This is a genomic window from Pseudomonas sp. DE0010 (assembly GCF_007680745.1).
Classification (GTDB): domain Bacteria; phylum Pseudomonadota; class Gammaproteobacteria; order Pseudomonadales; family Pseudomonadaceae; genus Aquipseudomonas; species Aquipseudomonas parafulva_B.
In genome coordinates this window covers 1-14716 of record NZ_VEJQ01000008.1, presented here as the reverse complement: position 1 = coordinate 14716, position 14716 = coordinate 1, and the positions used below count along the sequence as shown (strand labels likewise).

Here is a 14716-nt window from a genome sequence, read left to right as displayed (position 1 = left end):
GGCGTACGCAATGCGCCGCTACACCGCGCTTGACCGCAGCCGGGCCATGTCACGAATAGGCGGGGCGCCGTAGAGGCGGCTGTACTCACGGCTGAATTGCGAAGGGCTTTCGTAACCCACCCGATAGGCCGCCACAGCGGCCTCCAGGCCATCGTTGAGCATCAGGCGCCGGGCTTCCTGCAAGCGCAGTTGCTTCTGATACTGCAGCGGGCTCATCGAAGTTACCGCCTTGAAGCGATGGTGCAGGGTGGAAACGCTGAGGTTGACCTCGCGGGCCAGGTCCTCGATGCGCAGTGGCCGCTGATAGTTGTCGTTGAGCCAGCTGATGGCCTGGCACACGCGGTGGGTCTGGCTATTGGCCAAGGCAATTTCGTACAGCCGATAGCCCTGCGGGCCGCGCAGCAGGCGGTAGAGAATCTCTCTGCGCACCAGCGGGGCCAGCATGGCGATGTCGCGTGGCGTGTCGAGCAGGCGGAGCAGACGCAGCAAGGCATCGAGCAGCGCGCCGTCGGTTTTTTCCACATACAGGCCGCGCCCATACGGGCGATTGGGTACCAGCATCGGACCGCTGTCGGCGATCAGCTGGCTGATCTCGGCAGGGTCCAGGTCCATGCGCAAACCCAGGCTAGGGCTCTGCGGGCTGGCGTCGAGCCTGACCGCGCTCAGGGGCAAGGTGACCGACACCACCATGTAGTGCAGCGGGTCGTAGGCGTACTGTTCGTCCCCGAGGAACAGGCTCTTGCTGCCCTGGGCCAGAATGCACAGCGCGGGTTGCGCCAGGGTGGGTACGGAGCGAATGTTCTCGGTGTAGCGCACCAGGAAAAGGTTGTCGATGGCTGAGGCCGGCCCATAGGGGTCGCCTGCATGGCGAGCGATCAAGTCGGCCAGCTCCTGGCGCTGGACCTCCAGGTGCGGATCAAGGGACGGGTCGATGGACATGGGGCTTTCCTCTGCTGACCGACGCAGCATAGGTTTGGGCAATCGTCGAAGCTAGTCGAATACTGCAGATCGATTGCCTGATCCTGTCGCGTTGCAGAATCAGGCAATCGGTGTGCAGTAATCGCCTAACGCGCAGACGCGCCCAGGCTCTAGCCTTGCAAGCCAGGTATTGGACTGCTGCTTGAGGGAGATTGTGCAATGAGGCTACAACAACCGGTCACCCACCTTGCCTTGATTCGGGCCAGCAGCGGGCGCTCGGCCGAACTCGGCGCACGCTTGCGCGACCTCTTGGCGCCGTCGCTGGACACACCAGGTTGCCTGAGCTTTTCGGTGCAGCGCTCGCAGGCCGATGACGACTTGTGGTTATTGAGCGGTAGCTGGCAGGACCAGCAGGCGATGAATGGTTACTTCGCTTCGCCAACGCTTAATGTGTTCGGCGAGTTGCTGCAAGCCCAGGTGGTGAGCAGCCTGGATCTGCACACGTTTGGTTGAGCCTGTCCTGCGGGCGCCCAGGCCAGTGATTGGCGCGTCAACGAGCCAGTGGGTACCATCTCGGTTTCACTCACAAGGCGTATGGCAAAGATGGCACGTAGAGAGTTTCCCCAGTACGAAGCCGTGTCGGCAATGGTGCCGGCCGAAGGCGGTGGCTACCACGCAGCCATTGCCGTGAAGGCCATGGGCATGGGCGGCGCACCGCGCTTTCACAAGGTGCTCGGTGGGCAAGTGTTCAAGGGCGCCGTGGCTGCCGACGAGGCGGCCACGGGCCAGTTGCAACGCCTGCAAGGGGTCAGCGAGGCGGGTGAGCTGATCTGGTGATCAGGCTTTGGGCCTGGGCATCTTGAACAGGTTGCCCAGCTCGAAGTAGTCCGCCGGGCCACCGCCACGCAGGATAGGCTCGGCTGCCGCGGTGTCGTAGATGCCGTCCTTGAGCAGGCGCTCGGCGATGTGCACCGCCACCACTTCGCCCAGGATCAACCAGCTGGGTACCAGTGCCTGGTCGGCGCGCTGCAGTTGCACGATCTGCGTCACCTTGCATTCGAACGCCACGGGGGTTTCCCCTACCCGTGGCACCTTCACCACGCTCGAGGGCGTGGCCGTCAGGCCGCTGAGGTCGAACTCGTTCACCTGCGGCGGTACAGCAGAGCAGCTCAGGTTCATCTGCTCGGCCAGAGGGCGGGTGGCCAGGTTCCAGACGAACTCACCGGTTTGCTCGATATTGTTCAGGCTGTCTTTGCGCCCGACGCTGCAGAAACCGATGATCGGTGGAATGTAGTTGAAGGCGTTGAAGAAGCTGTAAGGCGCGAGATTCAGACGGCCTTGCTGGTCCTGCGAGGATATCCAGCCGATCGGGCGAGGGCCGACGATGGCGTTGAACGGATCATGGGGCAGGCCATGGCCTTTGGCGGGTTCGTAGTAATACATCTGCGCTGGGCTTGCCGGCCCACCTCCTGGTTTGAGAGGCGACCAGTGTGCCAAGGCTGAGGCCAACTGGGAATGCTGGAGCCCGGCGAAAGCCGGGCTGGATACGCATGGTTGCTATCAGCTGATGCGATGAGCGTTGGTGCGGTCGAAACCGTCTTCGGCGAAGCGCTGGCCGCCGGTGCGGTCGAAACCGTCTTCGGCGAAACGCTGGCCGCCGGTACGGTCGAAGCCGTCTTCGGCAAAACGTTGGCCACCGGTACGGTCGAAGCCGTCTTCGGCAAAACGTTGGCCACCGGTGCGGTCGAAGCCGTCTTCGGCGAAGCGCTGACCACCGGTGCGGTCAAAGCCATCCTCGGCATAGCCGGTGGCTTGAGCGGGCGCTGCCGCGAAGGTATGCGCATGGGTGCGATCGAATCCATCTTCGGCAGATGCGCCTGCGGCAAATGCGAAAAGGGCGAGGGTCAGGAAGAGTTTGCTTTTCATGTGGATGCTCCAGAGTAGGTGTGTCGTTTCGATAAATTGAATGCTACGCCGATTAATACGATTAAAAAGCGCTAAAAATCGTGATTAATGATCTATTTATTCGATTAATTGGACTGCGCACCTAGGCTGGATCAGGCAATCCAGGGCCTTTCGAAGCGCAGATACCGGCGCTGTTGCTGATGGGGGTAATATGCCGGGGTGTGATTAATGGGCTATTAAGCCAAGCGCGTCGGACGAACGTCGTGCCAGTGCGGGAGGTGCGAAGGTGCAAGCTGGGCCTGCAAAGGAGGGCTGGCGCCTGGATGATCCGACGAGGCCCGGCGTGGCCAAACGAAATCGGGCGCCCTGTAGGCGCCCGAAGCAGTGCTAAGCGTGGGATGGGCTTAGTCAGTAGTGATCCGCGAATGCTGCTTGGTGTCCTTCATGGTGGCATACACCAGCAGCGAGCAGGCGATGCAGCCTGTGACGTACCAGTAGAAGCCGCTTTCCATGCCGGCGCTCTTGAACCACAGGGCCACGTATTCGGCCGTACCGCCGAAGATGGACACGGTCAGGGCGTAGGGCAAGCCAACGCCCAGGGCACGGATTTCGGTCGGGAACAGTTCAGCCTTCACCACTGCGTTGATCGAGGTGTAGCCGCTGACGATGATCAACGCCGCCATGATCAGGAAGAACGCGCCCCACCAGGTCTGGATGGTATGCAAAGTGCTGAGGATCGGCACCGTGAACAGCGTACCGAGCACCCCGAAGGCAATCAGGATAGGGCGCCGGCCGATCTTGTCCGACAGCCCACCCACCAAAGGCTGCAGGCACATGAACAGGAACAGCGTCGCGGCAGAGATAGTGGTCGAATCGCTGATGCTCATCCCGACTGTATTGACCAGGTATTTCTGCATGTAGGTGGTGTAGGTGTAGAAGGCCAGGGTACCGCCCATGGTCAGGCCGACCACGGTCAGCAGTTCCTTGGGGTGGCGCATCAAGGTGCGCATCAGGCTTTCCTTGGCTTTCTCCTTCTTGGTGAACGATGCGGTTTCTTCCATGCCCCGTCGCAGGTAGAGGGCAACCACCGCACACAGGGCACCGATCACGAACGGCACGCGCCAGCCCCAGGCGTACAGTTGCTCGGTGGTCAGGGTCTGTTGCAGAACGATCAGGACCGCCAGGGCGATGAGCTGGCCCGAGATCAGCGTCACGTACTGGAAGCTGGAGAAGAAGCCCCGACGCTCTTTGCTCGCCATTTCGCTCAGGTAGGTGGCCGAGGTGCCGTATTCACCCCCCACCGACAACCCTTGCATCAAGCGAGCGACCACCAGCAGGACCGGCGCTGCTACACCGATGGTTTCATAGCCGGGGGTGAGGGCAATCACCAGCGAGCCTGCGCACATCAGCAACACCGAGGCCATCAGTGCAGCCTTGCGCCCCTTGCGGTCGGCATACATGCCCATCAGCCAGCCACCAATCGGGCGCATCAAAAAGCCCACGGCAAAGATGGCAGCGGTATTGAGCAGTTGAGCCGTGGAATCGCCGGCCGGGAAGAAAGCCTTGGCGAAATACAGCGAGAACGCTGCATAGACGTACCAGTCGTACCATTCGACCATGTTGCCGATCGAACCGCTGAAGATCGATTTGAGGCGACTGGCAGTGGTTCTTGGCGCGGCAGGCGTTGCGGCCGCCCCGTTAGGCAGGGAGGTAGCGTTATCCATCAGGGACACCTTCTCATTGTTGTTGTGAAAGCGCGCAGGGCGCAGCTTGCAGGGGCTTTTGCAGAAGATGTGCCAAAACGAGGCACGGTTGCTTCGTCTGGGTATACGCTGACCTGAAACCCGTATGGACTATGGCATTGAGCGGAAATTGAGATGCACCGGGTAGGGGACGCACGTACGTGCTGTTCCCACGCATAAGCAAGATTCCGCTCATCAGTGCGCAGATGTAGGCGAGTTTCCGCTTATGGCGCGTTGACGAATTCGTCCCGCACCAGCCCATGGCGCTGCATTTTCTCGTTCAAGGTACGGCGGGGCATTTGCAGGTCCTGCATTACCGCCTTGATCTCGCCGGCATGTTGGCGCAGGGAAGCACGCAGGCACTGCGCTTCGAATGCCTCCACGCGCTCAGCCAGCGACTGCCCGACAGACGCCTGTTCTGGCATGGGCGAACCGAGCCCCAGCACGTGACGCTCCGCCGCGTTGGCCAGTTCACGCACGTTGCCTGGCCAATCATGGGTCAGCAGTTGCGCCAACTGCTGACCCGACTGGGGCAGGGCTGTGCGGCCAATTCGGGACGCGGCTGCCTGCGCGAAGTGCTCGAACAACAGGACGATGTCTTCCCGTCGTTCGCGCAAAGGCGGCAGGCGCAACTCTGCAACGTTCAGGCGGTAGGCCAGGTCCTCGCGAAAGCGGCCGGCCCGGGCTTCATCGAACAGGTCGGGCTTGGTGGCAGCGATGATGCGCAGGTCCACGCCGATGCTCTGGTTCGCGCCCAGGCGCTCGATCTTCTGGTCCTGGATCACGCGTAGCAACTTGGCCTGTTGCGCCAGGGGCATGCTTTCGATTTCATCGAGAAAGACCGTGCCGCCATCGGCGTATTCCAGCTTGCCGATGCGTTTGCCCTGGGCGCCGGTGAAGGCGCCGCTTTCATGGCCGAACAGCTCGGCCTCGAACAAGGCTTCGGGAATGGCGGCGCAGTTGAGCGCGACGAAAGGTTTGCTGGCGCGTGGGCCAAAGTCGTGCAGGCAGCGGGCGACCTGCTCCTTGCCGCTGCCGGTTTCGCCGCGAATCAGCACGTTCACCGGCAAGGCGGCCAGGTCCAGTACTTGCCGGCGCAACTGCTGCATGCCCGGTGATACCCCAAGCAGCGTGGCTTCAAGCCGCGTCCTGAGGTCTGCCTGCTGATGCAGGCGTCGATTTTCCAGCACCAGCTGGCGCTTTTCCAGCGCGCGGCGAAGGCTGCCGAGCAGGTGCTGTGGAGTGAAGGGCTTTTCGAGGAAGTCGTAGGCGCCGCTGCGCATGGCCTCGACCGCCATGGGTACATCACCGTGACCGGTAAGCAGGATCACGGGCAGGTCCGGATCGTTGGCCTGCAGCCGTTCGAGCAGTTGCAGGCCGTCCATGCCAGGCATGCGCACGTCGCTGATGATCACGCCTGGATAGTCCTGGCCGATGTGCGCCAGGCCCTCATCGGCACGGGCAAAGACCTGGACTTCGAAGCCCGACAGGCTCAGCCATTGCTCGACGGCCGTACGAATACTGGCTTCATCGTCTATGACCATCACTGAGTTCAACATGCAGGCTCCTGATCGCGAGGCAAGGTGATGCTAAGGCGCGCGCCGCCCGGTACGTTTTCGGCCAGCAGCTGCCCACCGGCGTCGTGCACGATGCCATAGGAGATCGCCAGGCCCAAGCCCAGGCCATCACCTACGGGCTTGGTGGTGAAGAAAGGGTCGAAGATCCTGGGCAGGTCCTCAGCCGCGATACCACCCCCCGAATCGAGCACGCTCAGGCGCCAATGCTGCGCATCGGGCTCGATGCGGATTTCCAGCCGCCGGTAGCGCTTGTCTGCCATCGCGTCCAACGCGTTGCTCAGAAGGTTGATCAGCACCTGTTCCAGGCGGATGGCGTCGCCGCGCACCCACGCCGGACGCGCCAGGTACAGGGCCAACTGCACGTCCAGGGCATGCAGGCGCGCCTGCAACAGGTCCAGCGCCTGGTCGACCACGCCGGCCAAGTCCAGGCGCTCGCGCAAGCCGCCAGGGCTGTTACGGGCAAACGTCTTCAGGTGCCCGGTCAGCGATGCCATGCGCGTCAACATCTGCTCCAGTGGTTCCAGAGCCTGACGAGCCTCGTCGTAGCGCCCGTGGTCCAGCAGCAGTTTCAGGGTTTCCAGCTGCATGCGCTGGGTCGTGAGGGGCTGGTTGATTTCGTGCGCCATGGCGGCGGACATCTGCCCCAGAGCCGCCAGCTTGGCCGTTTGCACCAGCCCTTCCTGGGCCGTGCGCAGCTCGCGGGTGCGTTCCTCGACCTGGCGCTTGAGCTCCTCGCGGCTGCGTTGGCGCAGGCGTGACAGGCGCAGGCGCTGGCTGACCAGCAAGGCGGCGAATACCAGGCTCAGCCATACCGCTGCAGCACCCAGGCCGGCATTGCGCGCGTCGGTTCCCACCTGGGGCCTGCGCAGCAGGTGCAGGGTCCATTGCTCACTTTCCAGCGGCAGGCTTTCCCACAAGAACTCGGTCTCGCCTTGCGGGGCCTGCACCCGGCTGAGGGTGCTGTTTTCAGCGAAACGCGTCAGCACCTGGTGCATCAGCGGTATCAACGGGTGCTTGTCGTACTGACGGGTCTGCGCCAGTTCGGCCCGGTCAGCGCCGTCCAATGGGCGCAGTTCCCGGTAACGCCAGCCGTCCTGGTTGGCGATGAAGGTAATGCCACGGGCATCGCTGACCAGCAGTATGTCGCTGCCCTGGCGCCACTCGCGCTCAAGCTCGGGAAATTCCAGCTTGACCACCATGGCGCCGAGAAAGCGACCCTGTTCGTCGTTCACCGCGCTGGACAGAAAGTAGCCGGGTACCCCGCTGGTCACGCCAACGGCATAGAAGCGGCCATTACCCAGGCTGCGGGTTTGCTTGAAATAAGGGCGAAAGCCGTAGTTGGAACCCACATAGCTGGTGGGTAGCCGCCAGTTGCTGGCTGCCACCGCCAGCCCGTTGCGGTCGAGCAGTTCGAGGGTGGAAGAGTTGGCTGCACCGTTGATGCGCTCGAGCTTGCGGTTCAGGGCATCCTGGGTTCGCGCCTGGACCGGGCCGCGCAAAGCGTCGATCAGTTCCGGGTCCAGGGCCAGTACTGCAGGCAGGGCCCGATAGCGGTCGATGAGGGTGTGCAAGGCATTGGCATACAGCCCCAGCTGCTGGCTGGCCTGGCGGGCGTCCGCTTCCATGGCCTGGCGTTTGGCCTGGTGCATGGCCCAGCTGGCACAGAGGACGGTACCCAGCACGATCACCAGGGTGATCAGCCCCAGACGCAGGGCGCGAAAGGAAAAAGGCATTGGGAGCAGATCCGCGTGGGTGGGGAAGGAGCCTGCTTTGGCGAAACCGGAGCGCTGCACCGCCGCCCCGGTCTGTCCGCGAAAAGGCCGTCAAGGATCGACACTTACAGCAGTTCGAAGCCCTGCTGCTGCACTGCCTCGGAGTCCAGGCCCACCTGGATGTTGAACGCCCCGGGCTCGGCAACGCGCTGCAGCTGGCCATTGTAGAACTTCAGGTCTTCTTCGCCGATGCTGAAGGTCACGGTCCGTGTTTCGCCGGGCTTGAGCATGAGCTTCTGGAAGTTCTTCAGCTCCTTGACCGGGCGGCTCATCGAGGCGGACATATCCTGCACGTACAGTTGCACAACGGTCTCGCCGGCCACCTTGCCGGTATTGCGCACCACGATGCTGGCTTGCAACGTGTCCCCGCGCTTGAGCTTGTTGCCAGAAAGCGCGAGCCCCGACAGTTCGAACGTGCTGTAGCTCAGGCCGTAGCCAAAGGGATACAGCGGGCCGTTGGGTTCTTCGAAGTACTGGGAGGTGTAGTTGCCGGGTTTGCCAGGCGTGAACGGACGGCCGATACGGGTGTGGTTGTAGTACATCGGAATCTGCCCGACCGAGCGTGGGAAGGTGATTGGTAGCTTGCCGGAGGGGTTGTAGTCGCCGAACAGCACGTCGGCAATGGCGTTGCCACCTTCGGTACCGGCGAACCAGGTTTCGAGCAGGGCATCGGCCTGCTCGCGCTCCCAGCCGATGGACAGTGGCCGGCCATTCATCAGCACCAGCACCAGCGGCTTGCCGGTGGCCTTCAAGGCCTCGATCAGTGCACGCTGGCTGGCCGGTACCTGCAGCGTGGTGCGGCTGGAAGACTCATGGGACATGCCGCGCGATTCGCCGACCACCGCCACGACCACGTCCGCCTGCTGCGCGGCCTTGACCGCTTCGTCGATGAGCACCGCAGGTGGGCGAGGGTCGTCGACGATTTCCGGCGCATCGAAGTTGAGGAAGTTCAGGTAGTCGAGAATGGCCTTGTCACCGGTGACGTTGGAGCCCTTGGCGTAGACCAGCTTGCCCTTGCCCTCGATGGCGCGGCGCAGCCCTTCGCGCACCGTGACCGAGTGGGTGGGGCGCCCGTCTGCTGCCCAGCTGCCCATCATGTCGATCGGTGCGTCGGCAAGGGGACCGACCAGGGCGATGGTGGCATCTCTACTGAGCGGCAGCGTCTGCCTGCGGTTTTCCAGCAGCACCAGGCTGCGGCGCGCCACGTCGCGCGCGGCGTCGCGGTGCAGGCGGTCCTCGCCGTAGTAGTCCTTGAGGTCGTTCTGCGCCGCGCCGATGCGCACGTAGGGGTTCTTGAACAGGCCCATGTCGTATTTGGCGCCCAGCACTTCGCGCACGGCCTGATCCAGCTCTGCCTGGCTCACGTCGCCCGCCTTGAGCAGCCCTGGTAGCTCCTCGCCGTACAAGGTGTCGTTCATGCTCATGTCGATGCCTGCCTTGATCGCCAGCTTGGCCGCCTCGCGACCGTCGCGCGCCACGCCATGGCGGATCAGCTCCTGGATGGCGCCATGATCGCTGATGGTCACGCCCTTGAAGCCCCACTCCTTGCGCAGCACGTCGTTCATCAGCCAGGTGTTGGAGGTGGCCGGCACGCCGTTGATCGAGTTCAGCGCAACCATCACGCCACCGGCGCCGGCATCGATCGCGGCGCGGTAGGGCGGCAGGTAATCGTTGTACATCTTCGGCAGGCTCATATCGACCGTGTTGTAGTCACGCCCGCCTTCCACTGCGCCGTAAAGGGCGAAATGCTTGACGATGGCCATGATGCTGTCCGGGTTGGCCGGGCTGCTGCCCTGGAACGCGCGGACCATTACCTGGCCGATTTTCGCGGTCAGGTACGTGTCTTCGCCAAAGCCCTCGCTGGTGCGACCCCAGCGCGGATCCCGGGCGATGTCGACCATCGGCGCAAAGGTCATGTCCAGTGCGTCGGCAGCCGCTTCGATGGCCGCTGTGCGGCCGACCTTGGCGACGGCGTCCATGTCCCAGGTGGCGGCCATGCCCAGGCCGATGGGGAAGATGGTGCGCTCGCCATGTACCGTGTCGTAGGCGAAGAACATCGGGATCTTCAGCCGGCTGCGCATGGCCGCGTCCTGCATCGGCCGGTTTTCCGGTGCCGTGCGCGAGTTGAAGGTGCCGCCGATGCGTCCGGCGGCGATCTCCTCGCGGATCTTCTCCCGGGGCATTTCAGGGCTGATGCTGATCAGGCGCAACTGCCCGATTTTTTCGGCCTCGGTCATCTGGCTGATCAGATGGTCGATGAAGGCCTGTTTGTTCTCGAGCGGCGGCGCGGAGGTGGCGGCGACAGCCGCCTGGCTGACGAGGCCCATGGCCAGGCCCAGCAGAGACAGTTTCATCATGAATTCCGTAAGGGGCCGATGCACGGTCAACGGTGACACATGCATGGGCGAAGTTTTCGGGCGGCTGTTGTTGTACGATTTGCACGCAGATCTTCCTGCGGCGGATTATGCCTGAATCCGCCGCGTGCTGACGAAGCCCCGTACACCGGGAAAACAACTATAAGAACGCTCACGAGAACACGGCATGACCCCGCTTGAACCCTACCAGCAGCGTCAGCTCGCTGAAGCCATGGCCGGTGTTGGCCGGCGCACGGATGTCGCGTTGCTGGCGGTGCTTGCCCGCCGCGCCGATGATTACGCCTATTTCCCACTATTCTGGTCCGCCGTGCTGGCGCTGGCGCTGCCAGGCGTGCTGCACGGGGCGCTGGGCTGGCCCAGCGTGCGCGGCCTGATCGTTGCCAATGTACTGCTGTTCGTAGGCCTCTGCGTGCTGTTGCGCAGCCCGCGCCTGGAACGCTGGACCGTACCGCGGGCTTGGCGCCGCTGGCGAGCGTCGCGCCTTGCCACCCGTCAGTTTCTCGACCTCGGCGCTCATGCCTTTACAGGCGCCGGATGCGTAATGATCTTCGTCAGCGAGGCCGAGCAGTACGCACAGCTGCTGATGGACAAGCAGGCCGCGCTTTGCCTTGACGAGGCGCTGCGCGTCGCGCTCACAGACCGTCTGGCCAGCCAGGTTCGCCAGGGGCAAGCGCTGCAGGGCATGATCGAGTGCGTCGAGGCGTGCGGCCATCGCCTTGGCCAGCAGGCGCCCCGCGCACTTGCGTGCAGGCATCTGCCCCAGCCGCTGGTAATCCTCGACTAACGCAACCCTGGCCGACTGTGCGGAGGTGTAGAATACGGCCCCCGCTATTGGAGGTACCGTTTGCCCATGTCTGCCCTTTCTACTTCACCGGATGCGCGCGTCCAGTTTCTCGACCTGCTTCGCACCGGCCTGCAGGGCAACACCGTGGTCAAGCTGGTACTGGCGCGGCCTGTCGGCACCGACCCGACCCTGCAACGCATCATCGCCAAGCCCTTGCTGGTCAAGGGGCAGGCGAACCTGTCACTGGTCTACCGCCACCAGACGCGCGACATCACCCGCAACCTGCCGCTCGATGATGCTTTGCAGTGCATCGCCGAACTGTTGCCAGAAGGCTTTCGCAATGCTCACCTGTTCGATGCAGAGGGTGAGCTGCAACTGACCTTCAGCAAGAAGGGCAAGCCCATGCTGCAGCGCCATGGCGCCCAGGCGCCCCGGGAAACCATTGGCAGCAACGGCCATGACCGTGAGAAAAAGCGCTACCTGGACATTGCCCGACCGTTTCTGCGTGACCTTGGCGTAACGGACGCCCAGGGCGCACTGATCCCGTCGATGTCGCGCAAGTGGAAGCAGATCAACAAGTTCATCGAGGTCTTCGACCACGCCTTGGCCAGTGCCCCCTTGTCGAGCGAGCAGCGCCTGCGGGTGGCCGACTTCGGCTCGGGCAAGGGTTACCTGACCTTCGCCATGCACGATTACCTGCGCAATACGCTGGGCCGCGATGCCCAGGTAACGGGCGTTGAGCTGCGCCAGGACATGGTCGAGCTGTGCAACGCCGCCGCCGCGCGGCTTGAACACCCAGGGCTGGAGTTTCAGTGCGGCGATGTGCGCAGCGTGGTGCCCGATGCCATCGAGGTGATGATCGCGCTGCACGCCTGCGACGTGGCGACCGACTACGCCATCCATACCGGCATCCGCTGCAACGCGGCGATCATCATGTGCTCACCGTGCTGCCACAAACAGATCCGCCCGCAGCTGCACAGCCCGGGCCTGCTGCAACCGATGCTGCAATATGGCCTGCACCTGGGCCAGCAGGCCGAAATGCTCACCGACAGCCTGCGTGCACTGTACCTGGAGGCCTGCGGCTACGAGACCAAGGTGTTCGAGTTCATATCCCTGGAGCACACCAACAAGAACAAGATGATCCTGGCCGTCAAGCGGCGCCAGCCAGCGGATCAGTCAGCCTTGCTGGAGAAGATAGAACAGCTCAAGGCGTTCTATGGCGTGAAGGCGCATTGTCTTGAAACGTTGCTGCGGGCGGATGGGTTGCTTTGACCCTGATGCGCTCCAGCCTTGGATATGCTCATCCTTGCTTCGCTGCTCATGAGCGCGTTTTGATGCTGCAGGCATGCTTGATCACCCAGCTTGAGCAATCAATTGCACAGTCGTGCTTGCCAGCCCCAGCGGATGCGTCTGGGCGTCGAAGAAGTGCAGGGCCGTGCCCGGCATGTCTTCGAAGCGGCTGGTGAAATGACGCTTCTGGTTGATGACCGATGCCTCTCCCAATGGGCGTATGGCAATGGCCAGGTGGTTGGGCCGGGCTGAGCGAATGGCTTCGAGCAGGTGCCGGTCGTTGCTGTCCAGGTGCTGCCCGAACAAGCACATGCCCTGGTGTTCACTGGCCAACTGGCCCAGGCTCCAGCTGAGGTAGTCCGAGTGGCGGATGGCGCGCAGTTTTTCGTCGCTGCGCTCCTCGTTGACGAACAGCGGCACTTCACCTGGCACATTCACGGCGAACCCTTCGAGCATTTCAGCGCTGCTGGCACTGCGTTGCCGGGTAGTGCCGTCAGGCAGCTTGAGCAGGTGCATGCCACCGTGCAGGTGCAGCACCCGCGTGCCTTGACCCGCCGTTCGGCGCACGTCGAAAAAACCCTGCTCGTCGAACAGTTCGGCAAAACCCTTCGGATCGCGCTGCACGGCCCAGACCAGCAGCAGGTCATAGTTGCTGGTATAGACGTTGCGGTAGCCGCGCAGGGCCTGGTTGAGGATGCTCAGGGCGGCTTCGGGCATTGCCGACCAAGGCATGTGCACGGTGCGCACGGCGTGGATCAGCGCCTCCTTGATGGAGTAATAGCGGTTCAGCGGCGCGGTCGAGTTGATGGCCAGCGCAGCGTTGGTACGCACCGTGGTGTTGAGGGCGGTCAGCACTGGTTCGAACAGCTCGGTGCCCAATGACTTGAACAAGGCCTGATCGCTGATGGCCAAGCCCTTTTTACGCCCGGCCCGTTGCGCCTCCTCGTACAGCGAGAAATACCCGAACGGCTTCCAGAAGGCCCGGCTTGCGCCGTTACCGACCAGCAGGGTTTCACAGGGGTACTGGTCGGCAAGGTCTGACCAGGGGAGAAGAGTGGCGTCTAGTGCGGGCATGCTGGAGTCCGTAAAGCGGGATCCGACAGACTTTACCACGTCAAGCCTAGGCCATGAGTGCGCCGCGCCAGCGCTGGCAGCGCGGTGCAGCTGCTTCGGTGAGCTTGACGGCAACTGCAGGGGATTGAAAGTGAACACGAGCGGACTTGGATCCCTCCAAGGTCTTGAGTGGCCACGGTGCAGCGCCAAGCCAGTACCTGCCACCCCGACACGTAGATCGTCATGTCTTTACCTGAACAGGAGATCTGTCATGGACACCTATCATGTAAGCCCTGCCAACGACGGGTGGGAACTGAAGAAGGCAGGTGCTGCGCGCGCCTCAAAGCACAGCGCGACCAAGCATGAACTGGTGGGGTCGCTGGCCACATTCTTCGAGGGCAAGACAGCCTCGGTGAAGATTCACAAGGCCGATGGCACCATCGAGGAAGAGCGCACCTATCCTCGCTCCGCTGACCCGCGGCGCACCAAGGGTTGATACTGGTCAGCGCCGCGCTGCTTGGCATCGATATACACCAGTGCCATGGGCGCGGCCTCTACAAGTGGTTGCTTGCCAGCTTTCTGATCGGCAAGCGCATTCGTGCCAGTGTCGCGATACGGGCCTACCGGCTGCTGGTCGATACCCATGGCCTGGACACCCCGGGCAAGCTGGCGAGGTGTCCGCATCACACGCTGGTGAAGCTTCTGGGTCAGGCCGGTTACGCCCGCTACGACGAATCCACGGCCCGGCGACTGCATCGCTTGGGCAGTGGGCTTGAAGCGGAAATGGATGAGGTGTTGCTCAATGCGGCGGTGGACATGGCGCACGTCAATACATGGCTGCTGGGATTTGAAGGCGTGGGGCCCAAGACGCTCGAGATTTTTATGCGAGAAGCGGCGGTGGTACTGCAGCATCAACGTGCGCAGTAAGGATGGGCGGTAGAGGAAGCGTAAGCCATGTGAACGCTGGCTTGAAGATGGAGCGGGTAGAGGGAATCGAACCCTCAACTAAAGCTTGGGAAGCTTTCGTTTTGCCACTAAACTATACCCGCATCTGAGCTGCACTTTTTACCAGAACGTTCGGCAAATTAGAAGCCCGCGTTATAAAAAATGTCTTTTCACGCCGCTGTCCTGCGCCTTTTTCCCTACGGCACAAGGCTGGCCTGAACGGCATAATGCTGTTCAATCAAGATCCCTGGGGCCGTTTCACGGCCCATCGCGGCACGAGGCCGCTCCTTGTATCTCGACTTTTGCCTCTTTGCAGGCCAAAGTTCTCGACTGATCATCGAGGGAAAGCCTTGAA

At 62.7% G+C, this 14716-nt stretch carries 14 protein-coding genes and 1 tRNA gene; 6 read left to right on the top strand and 9 right to left on the bottom strand.

The window, feature by feature from the left end:
• Positions 1-18: 18 nt before the first annotated feature.
• The gene (locus FS767_RS08225) at positions 19-939 is read right to left on the bottom strand and encodes an AraC family transcriptional regulator (protein ID WP_144964822.1); all 921 of its coding nucleotides are present in this window, start codon (positions 937-939) and stop codon (positions 19-21) included.
• A 198-nt stretch (positions 940-1137) separates the two neighbouring features.
• Between FS767_RS08225 and FS767_RS08220 the strand changes: the two genes are divergently transcribed.
• Entirely contained in the window at positions 1138-1431 is a 294-nt protein-coding gene (locus FS767_RS08220) for an antibiotic biosynthesis monooxygenase family protein (protein WP_144964821.1), read from the top strand.
• Positions 1432-1512: 81 nt separating this feature from the next.
• Positions 1513-1755, top strand: coding sequence for a hypothetical protein (locus FS767_RS08215; protein WP_144964820.1), 243 nt, complete (start codon positions 1513-1515; stop codon positions 1753-1755).
• Here FS767_RS08215 and FS767_RS08210 read toward each other — a convergent pair whose 3' ends face one another.
• From FS767_RS08210 to bglX, 6 genes are all read right to left on the bottom strand, one after another.
• Positions 1756-2361, bottom strand: a complete 606-nt coding sequence (locus tag FS767_RS08210; protein ID WP_144964819.1) for a flavin reductase family protein — start codon at positions 2359-2361, stop codon at positions 1756-1758.
• Between the two features lie 117 nt (positions 2362-2478).
• Positions 2479-2844: a heme utilization protein gene (locus tag FS767_RS08205; RefSeq protein WP_144964818.1), complete on the bottom strand. Its 366-nt coding sequence runs from the start codon at positions 2842-2844 to the stop codon at positions 2479-2481.
• Between the two features lie 383 nt (positions 2845-3227).
• Positions 3228-4547, bottom strand: coding sequence for an MFS transporter (locus FS767_RS08200; protein ID WP_058603230.1), 1320 nt, complete (start codon positions 4545-4547; stop codon positions 3228-3230).
• Positions 4548-4789: 242 nt separating this feature from the next.
• Complete coding sequence (locus FS767_RS08195; protein ID WP_144964817.1) at positions 4790-6124, bottom strand: sigma-54 dependent transcriptional regulator; 1335 nt, start codon at positions 6122-6124, stop codon at positions 4790-4792.
• Positions 6118-7875 carry an ATP-binding protein gene (locus tag FS767_RS08190; protein ID WP_144964816.1) on the bottom strand — a complete coding sequence of 586 codons (1758 nt, stop codon included), beginning with the start codon at positions 7873-7875 and terminating at the stop codon, positions 6118-6120. Before FS767_RS08190 ends, FS767_RS08195 begins: the two co-directional genes overlap by 7 nt.
• A 104-nt stretch (positions 7876-7979) precedes the next feature.
• Positions 7980-10271 (bottom strand): beta-glucosidase BglX, encoded by a 2292-nt coding sequence (bglX, locus tag FS767_RS08185; RefSeq protein WP_144964815.1) that lies wholly within the window; start codon positions 10269-10271, stop codon positions 7980-7982.
• 184 nt (positions 10272-10455) lie between these two features.
• Between bglX and FS767_RS08180 the strand changes: the two genes are divergently transcribed.
• Together FS767_RS08180 and FS767_RS08175 are read left to right on the top strand one after the other, a co-directional pair.
• Positions 10456-11073, top strand: a complete 618-nt coding sequence (locus tag FS767_RS08180) for a hypothetical protein (protein WP_144964814.1) — start codon at positions 10456-10458, stop codon at positions 11071-11073.
• A gap of 66 nt (positions 11074-11139) precedes the next feature.
• Positions 11140-12345, top strand: a complete 1206-nt coding sequence (locus FS767_RS08175) for an SAM-dependent methyltransferase (protein WP_144964813.1) — start codon at positions 11140-11142, stop codon at positions 12343-12345.
• 81 nt (positions 12346-12426) lie between these two features.
• Here FS767_RS08175 and FS767_RS08170 read toward each other — a convergent pair whose 3' ends face one another.
• Positions 12427-13437: a DUF4917 family protein gene (locus FS767_RS08170; RefSeq protein WP_144964812.1), complete on the bottom strand. Its 1011-nt coding sequence runs from the start codon at positions 13435-13437 to the stop codon at positions 12427-12429.
• A gap of 250 nt (positions 13438-13687) precedes the next feature.
• Between FS767_RS08170 and FS767_RS08165 the strand changes: the two genes are divergently transcribed.
• Both FS767_RS08165 and FS767_RS08160 read left to right on the top strand, forming a co-directional pair.
• A complete protein-coding gene (locus FS767_RS08165) occupies positions 13688-13912 on the top strand; it encodes a DUF2188 domain-containing protein (protein ID WP_144964811.1) in 225 nt (74 codons plus the stop codon).
• Complete coding sequence (locus FS767_RS08160; RefSeq protein ID WP_144964810.1) at positions 13909-14343, top strand: DNA methylase; 435 nt, start codon at positions 13909-13911, stop codon at positions 14341-14343. The genes FS767_RS08165 and FS767_RS08160 overlap by 4 nt, the downstream gene beginning before the upstream one ends.
• Positions 14344-14391: 48 nt before the next feature.
• Here the strand turns inward: FS767_RS08160 and FS767_RS08155 are convergent.
• Positions 14392-14465: transfer RNA gene (locus FS767_RS08155), tRNA-Gly, on the bottom strand.
• Positions 14466-14716: the final 251 nt, after the last annotated feature.